Raw genomic sequence first — 8,773 nt, forward strand, 5'->3', positions numbered from 1 at the left:
TGGTTGAGCGGAGCGCAGCGGAGTCGAAACCCGTAAGTGGTTTCGACTCCGCTCAACCACCGGCTCGTCCGCTCAACCACCGGCTCGGCCACCTTCAGCAGTCGATGGGTATGCAGGTGCAGGAGTCTCCGCTGCAGGCACAGAGGTAGCAGCGGCGTGCCATCCTCTCTCCCGGTGCGTGGATCTCCTGCAGGGTCACGGTTTCGATGGGCTGCCCGTCCCGTTCGCCCTCGTACCCCGTGATCCGCCCGTCCTTCACGACTGCGAAGATCTTCGCACCGTCCAAGTCGACGTCAAGTTGGTGACGCCCGTCGCCTTTCGTGGCCAGCCCCTCTGTCAGGCTTGGGGCTCCGTCTCTGACGGTGTAGGTCCTGGTCATCGTCATGCTCTCTTCTCTTGGTGGATCTGTTCTCAGATGTCGATCGCGTGTCTCAGCGTCCGCCGGGGCAGTCCACCGGATAGCACTGACAGGTGTCGTCGCAGATGCAGACGTAGCAGTTGACTGGGCGCATCGTGGGGCTTGCACCGGGACCAGCGGGCCCCTGCCGGACCTCGTGGAGCGTCACCGTCTCCACCGGCCGTCCGTCGCGCTCGCCCTCATAGCCTGCAATCTGGCCGTCCTTGACGATCGCGTAGATCTGGACGCCGTCCACTCTCAGATCCAGGGGGTGGCGGCCGTCACCCTTCGCTGCGATGTTCGCCGTGCCGCTCGGCTCGCCCTCGTGAATGGTGTAGGTCGTGGGCATTGGTTTCTCCTCGTGAATTATTGCGGAGGAACCAGCCCGCAGGCCGCTCCCCCCGAGCGCCCCCCTGCTCGAGGCGCAGCGTAGATACAGACATCGGAAGCGGCCTGAGCGGCCGCTCCGCCGGCCGCCTTTCCTGACCGGCGTTGGAATGCACCGCCGCCGGATCCCGAGGGCTCGTCAGGCGGTGGCGTGGGTCGCGCTCGACCCAGGCGGGTCAACAGGCGGGTCAAGGCGGCCTGGCCGCTCTCTTGGTCCGGGGTCCGGACACTTCAGCAGTCCGTCTCATAGCAGATGTAGCCGTACTCTGTCGGCACGCAGATGCAGCACCTGCTGCGGGCGGGAAGCATCCCGTGCGTGTTCCCTGACGCGTGGATCTGGATGGCTGTCACGGGAACGGCTGCCCCGTCGCGGGTCCCCTCAAAGGCGGCGATCTCCCCGTCCCTCACCACGGCATGGATCTGGACGCCACCGAGGTCGCGCTCCAACCGGTAACGGCCGTCACCCTTCCGGGCGAGTTCGGCGGTGGGGTACGGATCGCCCTCGTCGACGCGGTACTGGATTGGCATCATGGCTCCTGTCTGGGGGAAGGTCCGGGCTCAGAGCGGGACAACGCGACCCGCTCGAGGTCCTCACGGGCAATCAGATCGTTCCGCCGCACCCCAGGGCAGGCCGAGCACGCCTGCCACCCGTCCTGCCGGAACCAACGGCACATGGCCCTGATGCTGCAGCGAGGCGCGTCATTCCGACGCGGAGTTTCGTTGCTCCTGCTGACCAAGGTGTCGACGAGGTTGCACCGCTGGTCCCGCCAGTGGGTGCAGCCACCTTCGAGGCACGGCGCCGCAAAGCGGGCCGATCCTGCGCCTCCTGACTCGAAGTCGGAGCCCAAGGGGCCTACAGGAAGGGCCGGCCTGACGTAGGCAAGGCCGCCGTCATCGCCTACCACCGCCAAGATCACAGCGTCTGCTGAGGGCGGCGCGCTCGGACAGAGGGCGTCCCCTGAAGAGCTGTGTCCTGCGTTCGCTTCCATCGGCCCAAACCCTCTAGACACTGGGGTCCACGGCCACTGCACCCGTGAGGACGCCGCCGCCCGATCCGAGGCTGCCCTGCGGCAGCGGGCGGACTACCTGAGGCAGCCCGAGCTCAGCAATCGACCGGGCCACCGCCGACCGGATCGCGTCGTCGATCCGTCTCCTCTGCTCATCGGTGAGCTCGCTCCCCTCGAATCTCACGATGAATTCCGTCGTCTTGCGCTGGCTCATCCTGGCCCCCTCCGCGTCGCCTCGTGAAGCACGAGCGTAGGAGGGGCCGCATTACCAGCCCGATATCCGGGCGTTACTGCCGCCTGCACCAGCGCGGGTCGCGCGCTCCTTTTGGATGCCTCCCCACGGGGTAGTGCCTGCTCGACACCAACCTTCGACGGGAGGACCGGGTCCATGGCGCCCTCAGCAATCCCACGGCTCCCCGACAGCACGCTCGCCTTCCGCAGGGAGGGCTACACGTTCATCTCAACCCGATGCGACCGGCTTGGAACGGACCTCTTCGCCACGCGGCTCCTGCTGCGCCCGGTCGTGTGCCTGCGCGGGGCCGAGGCCGCGGGTACCTTCTACGACCCGCTCAACTTCACCCGGGAGAACGCCGTCCCCCGCAGCGCCCAGCACCTCCTCCAGGACGAGGGCAGCGTCCAGACCCTCACGGGCCTGGCCCACCACCGCCGCAAGCGCCTCTTCATCGACCAGCTCACGGACCGCTCCGAGGAACGCCTGGCCGAGAGGTTCGCGGCTGCCTTCGACGCCGCCCTCAGCAGGCCCGACTGCAGACGCTTCGTGCTCGACACCGAGGTGCGCGCCGTCCTGACGGAGGCGGCCCTCCGCTGGGCCGGCCTCGAGGCCGCGCCCGCGATCGTGCAGCAGCGCTCGGAGGAATTCGGGCTCATGGTGGACAAGGCGGGATCGCTGGGGCCACCGAACTGGAAGGCACGACGCCGGCGGGTCACCACCGAGCGCTGGGCCGCCGAGCAGATCGCCCGGCTCCGCGAGGACGGCGCCGGGGAGGACAGCGCAAGTCCAGCCGCCGCCGTCGCACTCCACCGCGACGACCACGGCCAGCTCCTGCCGGAACCGGTCGCGGCGGTCGAGCTGCTCAACCTGCTCCGGCCCGTGGTCGCCGTCGGGCGCTTCATGGCGTTCGCCGTGGTGGCCCTCATCCAGCGCCCGCTCTGGCGGGCTCGGCTGGCAGAAGGCTCCGCCGAGGACGAGCTGCTCTTCTCCCAGGAGGTGCGGCGCTACTTCCCTTTCTTCCCCCTCGTGGGCGGCACGGCCCTTCGCCGGTTCGCCTGGCGCGGCCACGAGTTCGACGCCGGCGACATGGCCCTCCTGGACCTGTACGGCACCAACCACGACTCGCGCGTGTGGCGTGACCCGGAGAGCTTCGACCCCGACCGCTTCCGCGGATGGAATTCCGACCCGAACACCCTCATCCCCCAGGGAGGGGGCGACGTGGTCACGGGCCACCGCTGCCCCGGCGAGGGCGCCACTCTGGGCCTGATCAGCTCCGCGGCGCGCGTTGTCGGCGAGCACCCCGAGTTCGAGGCGCGCATCCAGGACCTCACGATCGATCTGCGGCACATGCCCGCGGCGCCGAGGAGCGGCGTCGTGCTCACCCGCAGGCAGACACCCACCAGCACGAAGGGACATTGATGGGTCAGGAGAAGATGGACCAGACGAAGGCTCCCGTGCTCGAGGCCCTCGAGGAGTACCACCGACTGGACCGGTACGGCTTCACGCCCCCGGGCCACCGCCAGGGGCGCGGCGCGGACCCCCGCACGATCGAGGCCCTCGGCCGGGACACGTTCCGCTCGGACGTCCTCGCCACGGCCGGGCTCGACGACCGCAAGGCCTCCGGCGGAGTCCTCAGCGACGCTGAGAAGCTCATGGCCGAGGCCGTCGGTGCCGAGCAGGCCTTCTTCTCCACGTGCGGCAGCTCCCTCTCGGTCAAGGCCGCCATGCTGGCCATCACCCAGGGCGAGAGCGAGATCCTCATCAGCCGCGACGCCCACAAGTCCGTCACCGCCGGCCTGCTCTTCTCGGGGCTGCGCCCGCAGTGGATCCCCGTGCGCTACGACGAGGACCTGCACCTCGCCCACCCTCCCGCGCCCGAGGCGGTCGAGAAGATGTGGGAGCGGCACCCCGACGCCGCGGCGGCCCTGATCGTCAGCCCCACCCCTTACGGGACCTGCGCCGACCTCGAGGCCATCGCGGAGGTCTGCCACTCCCGCGGCAAGCCGCTCATCGTGGACGAGGCCTGGGGCGCGCACCTGCCGTTCCACGACGGGCTGCCCACGTGGGCCATGTCCGCCGGCGCCGACATCTGCGTAGTGAGCGTGCACAAGATGGGCATGGGGTTCGAGCAGGGCTCCGTCTACCACCTGCAGGGATCGCTCGTGGACCCCGTCCGACTCCAGCAGTGCGCCGACCTCCTCGCGAGCACCAGCTCGAACGTCATGCTCTACGCAGGGATCGACGGATGGCGCCGGCAGATGGCGCTCCACGGGACCGAGCTCCTGGACCGCGCCATCCAGCTCGCCCAGCGCCTGCGCGCGGACATCGAGGCCCTCCCGGGCCTGCACGTCCCCCACGACGAGCTGCTCGAGGCCGAGGCATCCCACGACCTGGACCCGCTGCACATCCTCATCGACGTGACCGGACTGGGCATCAGCGGCTACCAGGCCTCGGACTGGCTCCGGGCCGAGCAGCGCATCGACATGAGCCTCGTGGACCACCGCCGCGTCGAGGCGGTGATCACGACTGCCGACGACGACGCGAGCGCCGAGCGCCTCCTCGCGGCCCTGGAGGCGCTCACCCGCGCGGCCCCGATGATGCCCAGCCCGCCGAGGATCCGCCTGCCGCGGGGCGCCGACTTCGAGCCCGAGATGGTCCAGCAGCCGCGCGCGGCCTTCTTCGGCCCGGTGGAGGTGGTCGCCGTGGCCGAGGCGGCCGGCCGGGTCGCTGCTGAGCAGATCACCCCGTACCCGCCCGGGGTCCCGGCAATCCTGCCCGGCGAGCGCATCACCCCGGCGATCCTCGAATACCTGCTCAGCGGTCTCGCGGCCGGGCTGTACCTGCCGGACCCTGCGGACCCGAACCTCCAGAGCGTCCGCGTCGTCCGTGAGTGACCCCTATTGCCGGTCTGCGCGCGGGCGCAGCCATGCCCTCTCGCCGTACGGGCGCCGCTCGGCACCCATCGCCCGCGAGAGCCCCCGCCCTGCGGAGACGAGGACCGGAAGCACGAGCTCGGCCCGCTCGTCCTCCAGCGGCATGACCACCGCGATCGCGCCCACGACGGCGTTCCCCTCGCCGAAGACGGGCACGGCGTAGCCGACGTTCTCCTCGACGAGGACGCCGGCCAGCCGGCAGTATCCGGTGCGGCGCACCTCGGCGAGGGCTGCGCGGAGCCGGGGTGCGGCGTCGTGCGCGGACCCGCCCGAGTTCGTCTGGGCCGCGAGGGCGAGCGCCCGCTCGCGGACGTCGGGCGGGGAGAAGGCGAGGATCGCGAGGCCGGGCGAGGTCTCTGTCAGCGAGAGGCGCGCGGCGACCTCCCCGAGGTTCTTCACGGCATTGCCGTGCTGGTCGAGCCGCTCGACGTACAGGACCGTGCCGGTGTCCAGATCCGGCACGGCGAGGGAGACGTGCTGCCGCACGGCGGCGTGGACGCCCTCGAGGAAGGGCAGGCCGCGACGGCGGAACTCCTCGAGGGGGTTGGAGCGGGCCGCCAGCTCCCACAGCCGGGCGCCGACGGCGAAGCGGCCGTCTGGGGTCCGGGCAAGGAGGCCCTCGGCGGCGAGGTCGGTGGCGAGGCGGTGGGCGGTCGACGTCGACAGGCCGGCCGCGCGGGCGAGCTCGGCCGGGGTGAGGGCCGGGTGGTCGCGGGTGAAGGCGTCCATGATCCGGACGACCCGGCGGATCACCGACTCGCCCGTGGAGCTGTTGGCCATCTCAGCCGTCGTTGCGGCGGTAGATGCAGAGAACGATCCCGGACGGCAGGACGCGGGACTCGGCAAGGGCGAACCGGGAGATGGGGAACCCCTCGGCGAAGAGCCTCTTGCCAGTGCCGAGCACGAGCGGGTAGATGAGGAGCCGGTACTCGTCGACCAGATCGTGCTCGGCGAGGGTCCTCACCAGCTGGGTGCTCCCCCAGATGCGGATCTCGCCGCCCGGCTGCGCCCGGAGCCTGCGCACCGCCTCCGGCACGTCCGGGCCGAGGAACTGTGTGTTCTTCCAGTCGGCGTCCGCCAGCGTGCGGGAGGCGACGTACTTGGGGATGCGGTTGTACCGGCGGGTCAGCTCCCCCTGTAGGCCGGGCGCGTCCTCGTCCCACACGCCCCACGAGCCGGCGAAGATCTCGTAGGTCACGCGCCCGAGCAGCAGCGCCTCGGTTTTGCTCTCCCACTCGCGGACGAGCTGCGTGCCGACCTCGTCGTCGTAGTCGTTCTGCCAGCCGCCGTAGGGGAAGCCTTCGTCACGGTCCTCGTCCCGGCCGCCGGCCGACTGGACGACCCCGTCGAGCGTCATGAACGCCTGGACCACGATCGAGCTCATGCGGACATCCTAGGAGGGACGCCCCTGGTGGGCGCGCCCCGGATGCGCGGCACGCCGCCCCAGCGCCACCCGGAGGTTGCCGGCGACGTGCACGAGCACGGCGACCACGAGGAAGCCGAGGAGCACCTGGCCGGTCGCGACGAACACGGCCGCCCACCCGCCGTCGAGCGTCGGATCGAGGAAGTCGTAGACGTACCACCCGTCGATGGCGCCGCGGATCCACGAGAAGACCAGGAACGCGGCTGGGTAGACCATCCACGCCAAGGGGCGCCACCAGCGGCCGCGGACGGTGCGGTTGACGACGAGCCAGTCGAGCAGCGCGAACAGCGGGGCGATGCGGTGGTGGAGCATCTGCGGCCAGTAGAGGTCCAAGGTCCACCACGGCTCCTCAGGCGGGGCGACGAGCACCACGTACACGATGCCGGTCATCACGAGGTAGAAGACGAGCGCGCCGAAGAGGTGGTCCCACCACGACGGGAGCGCCGCCCGCGGGAACGCGGCCGAGGCGATGAGCACGACGCCGAGCGCCAGGTTCGACTGGATGGTGAACTCGGAGTAGAGCTGCGGGATGTCGACGTCGTTGGTCGGCAATGTGGCATCCAGCGTCTTCTGGATTAGGGCCACGAGGAGGGAGACTCCGACCAGCGCGCGCAGCAGTCGGATCCACATCCGGTCCGGGTCCAGTGCGCCGATGAGGCCGTGGTTCCGCTCGACCGGCGGGTTCAGCGTCGATGGGCCGCTCATGCAGCCAGTGTCCGCCGCCGCTCCCGGCCGTCCCAGAGGCGAAGGTCCGGGCGTCAGGCCGTTCTGCTGGCCGCCCTGCTGCCAGCGCGCAGGCGCCCGAAGGGGCCCCGGCGCGGCGGGCGGCCCACCGCGAGCGCCGCTCTGGCGTTCCCCGCAGCGTGCACGACGACGCCGACCACGAGGAAGGCGGCCAGCACCTCGGCGGCAGCCACCAGCACGGCCGACCAGCCGCCGTCGAGCGTCGGATTGAGGAAGTCGTAGGGGTACCAGCCGTCGAGGGCGCCCCGGATCCACGAGAACGTGAGGAAGGCAGCCGGGTAGCCCATCCAGGCGAGCGGCCGCCACCACGGCCCGCGGGTGGTGCGCGTGACCAGGAGCCAGTCGAGGCCGGCGACCGCCGGCGCGATCTTGTGGGTGACCATCCACGGCCAGTAGAGGTTGAGCGTCCACCACGGCTCGCCCGGAGGGGCCACGAGCACGGCGTACACGATGCCGGTCATCACGAGGTAGAACGCGAGCGCCCCGGACACGTGGTCCCACCAGCGCGGCAGCGCCTCGCCCCGCCGCGTCGCCGCGACGAGGAACATGATCCCGAGGACGAGGTTCGAGTGGAAGGTGAACTGGGAGAAGAGCTGCGGGATGTCCACCGAGTTGCCCGGCTGCGTGGCGTCGTAGGTCTCCTGGGCGAGCGAGGCGAGCATCGCGAGCCCGGTCGCCGCGCGGACTAGGCGGATCCACGGCCGGTCAGGGTGCAGCGCGTGGTTGAAGCCGAGGTTGCGCTCGAGGGGAGGGTTCGCCGTCGCTGGGCCGCTCATGGGGCCAGTCTGGGCCACGGCGTGCTCTCTTTCCAGAGCCGAAGGCCCGCCTCGACAGCTTGAGCCGCTCGAGCGCCGAGCGTCGTTGCAGTGCTTCCCCAGCAGACTCTCACGCCCGGCACAACCCCTCGAAAGGCGAATGACAGGTTCGCCGGGCATCGTGGAGTGAACGGTGCGGCACAGCGCCGCCCGGCACGACAGGAGGCACACCATGAAGATCACCCAGCGCATCGGCTACGCCGCGGCGTCGGCCGTCGCCGTCGCCGGGCTCATCGGGGGTGGGGCCGCGGTCGCGAACGCGGCGTCCACGCCCAGCCCTTCGCCGTCGTCGAGCGGCACCGCCGGCTCCGGAACGGCCCAGGGCCGTGGAGGGCACCAGCACACCGACGCGTCGGCCGACGAGACCGCCAAGGTCACGGCAGCCATCCAGGCGAAGGACGCGAACGCCCAGGTCTCCAAGGTGATGAAGGACGAGGACGGATCTTTCGACGCGATGGCGACGTCCAACGGCACCACCGTGAAGTATGAGGTCAGCGCGGACTACGCGACCGTCACCGCAGACGACCACGCTGGCCACCGCGGGATGCGCGGGGGCCAGCAGCCGGCACTCACCAGCGACGAGCTCGCCAAAGTCACGGCGGCCGTCAAGGCCAAGGACGCCGGCGCGACGATCGAGAGGTCGTGGAAGGACTCCGACGGCTCGTTCGACGTTGTCGGGACCTCCAACGGCACCAGGGTGAAGTACGAGGTCAGCGCGGACTACGCAACCGTCACCACGGACACCGGGTTCGGCCAAGGCCACATGCACGACGGCGGCGGGTCGGGTTCGTCGTCGAATGGCGCGAGCAGCCCGAGCGCCTCGAGCGGCATGAGC

General features: G+C 70.6%; 11 protein-coding genes. 3 read left to right on the forward strand and 8 right to left on the reverse strand.

Annotation, left to right across the window (positions count from 1 at the left end; translation table 11 throughout):
- Nucleotides 1-94 precede the first annotated feature (94 nt).
- From ABD298_RS15810 to ABD298_RS15825, 4 genes are all read right to left on the reverse strand, one after another.
- A complete protein-coding gene (locus ABD298_RS15810; protein ID WP_344300733.1) occupies nt 95-385 on the reverse strand; it encodes a hypothetical protein in 291 nt (96 codons plus the stop codon).
- 46 nt (nt 386-431) lie between these two features.
- Nucleotides 432-746 carry a hypothetical protein gene (locus ABD298_RS15815; RefSeq protein ID WP_344300734.1) on the reverse strand — a complete coding sequence of 105 codons (315 nt, stop codon included), beginning with the start codon at nt 744-746 and terminating at the stop codon, nt 432-434.
- Nucleotides 747-1,015: 269 nt separating this feature from the next.
- A complete protein-coding gene (locus ABD298_RS15820; RefSeq protein WP_344300735.1) occupies nt 1,016-1,312 on the reverse strand; it encodes a hypothetical protein in 297 nt (98 codons plus the stop codon).
- 474 nt (nt 1,313-1,786) lie between these two features.
- Entirely contained in the window at nt 1,787-2,005 is a 219-nt protein-coding gene (locus ABD298_RS15825) for a hypothetical protein (RefSeq protein ID WP_344300736.1), read from the reverse strand.
- A 174-nt stretch (nt 2,006-2,179) separates the two neighbouring features.
- Here ABD298_RS15825 and ABD298_RS15830 point away from each other — a divergent pair, with 174 nt between their 5' ends.
- Nucleotides 2,180-3,442: a cytochrome P450 gene (locus ABD298_RS15830; RefSeq protein WP_344300737.1), complete on the forward strand. Its 1,263-nt coding sequence runs from the start codon at nt 2,180-2,182 to the stop codon at nt 3,440-3,442.
- Nucleotides 3,442-4,917, forward strand: a complete 1,476-nt coding sequence (locus ABD298_RS15835) for an aminotransferase class I/II-fold pyridoxal phosphate-dependent enzyme (RefSeq protein WP_344300738.1) — start codon at nt 3,442-3,444, stop codon at nt 4,915-4,917. The genes ABD298_RS15830 and ABD298_RS15835 overlap by 1 nt, the downstream gene beginning before the upstream one ends.
- 3 nt (nt 4,918-4,920) lie before the next feature.
- On the opposite strand, the gene ABD298_RS15840 is transcribed toward ABD298_RS15835, so the two are convergent.
- Genes ABD298_RS15840 through ABD298_RS15855 form a run of 4 tightly spaced genes read right to left on the reverse strand, consistent with a single transcriptional unit; the run spans nt 4,921 to nt 7,899 of the window.
- A complete protein-coding gene (locus ABD298_RS15840; RefSeq protein ID WP_344300739.1) occupies nt 4,921-5,736 on the reverse strand; it encodes an IclR family transcriptional regulator in 816 nt (271 codons plus the stop codon).
- A gap of 1 nt (nt 5,737) precedes the next feature.
- Nucleotides 5,738-6,340, reverse strand: a complete 603-nt coding sequence (locus ABD298_RS15845; RefSeq protein WP_344300740.1) for a dihydrofolate reductase family protein — start codon at nt 6,338-6,340, stop codon at nt 5,738-5,740.
- Nucleotides 6,341-6,349: 9 nt separating this feature from the next.
- Nucleotides 6,350-7,084 carry a Pr6Pr family membrane protein gene (locus ABD298_RS15850; RefSeq protein WP_344300741.1) on the reverse strand — a complete coding sequence of 245 codons (735 nt, stop codon included), beginning with the start codon at nt 7,082-7,084 and terminating at the stop codon, nt 6,350-6,352.
- Between the two features lie 53 nt (nt 7,085-7,137).
- Nucleotides 7,138-7,899 (reverse strand): Pr6Pr family membrane protein, encoded by a 762-nt coding sequence (locus tag ABD298_RS15855; RefSeq protein WP_344300742.1) that lies wholly within the window; start codon nt 7,897-7,899, stop codon nt 7,138-7,140.
- Between the two features lie 211 nt (nt 7,900-8,110).
- Here ABD298_RS15855 and ABD298_RS15860 point away from each other — a divergent pair.
- Nucleotides 8,111-8,773: hypothetical protein (locus ABD298_RS15860; RefSeq protein ID WP_344300744.1), on the forward strand; the 663-nt coding region annotated here is incomplete at its 3' end.

The organism is Sinomonas flava (assembly GCF_039531875.1).
GTDB lineage: Bacteria > Actinomycetota > Actinomycetes > Actinomycetales > Micrococcaceae > Sinomonas > Sinomonas flava.

Coding starts and splice junctions, on each gene's coding strand:
- ABD298_RS15810 (WP_344300733.1), bottom strand. CDS start 385: ATGACGATGACCAGGACCTACACCGTCAGAGACGGAGCCCCAAGCCTG.
- ABD298_RS15815 (WP_344300734.1), bottom strand. CDS start 746: ATGCCCACGACCTACACCATTCACGAGGGCGAGCCGAGCGGCACGGCG.
- ABD298_RS15820 (WP_344300735.1), bottom strand. CDS start 1,312: ATGCCAATCCAGTACCGCGTCGACGAGGGCGATCCGTACCCCACCGCC.
- ABD298_RS15825 (WP_344300736.1), bottom strand. CDS start 2,005: ATGAGCCAGCGCAAGACGACGGAATTCATCGTGAGATTCGAGGGGAGC.
- ABD298_RS15830 (WP_344300737.1), top strand. CDS start 2,180: ATGGCGCCCTCAGCAATCCCACGGCTCCCCGACAGCACGCTCGCCTTC.
- ABD298_RS15835 (WP_344300738.1), top strand. CDS start 3,442: ATGGGTCAGGAGAAGATGGACCAGACGAAGGCTCCCGTGCTCGAGGCC.
- ABD298_RS15840 (WP_344300739.1), bottom strand. CDS start 5,736: ATGGCCAACAGCTCCACGGGCGAGTCGGTGATCCGCCGGGTCGTCCGG.
- ABD298_RS15845 (WP_344300740.1), bottom strand. CDS start 6,340: ATGAGCTCGATCGTGGTCCAGGCGTTCATGACGCTCGACGGGGTCGTC.
- ABD298_RS15850 (WP_344300741.1), bottom strand. CDS start 7,084: ATGAGCGGCCCATCGACGCTGAACCCGCCGGTCGAGCGGAACCACGGC.
- ABD298_RS15855 (WP_344300742.1), bottom strand. CDS start 7,899: ATGAGCGGCCCAGCGACGGCGAACCCTCCCCTCGAGCGCAACCTCGGC.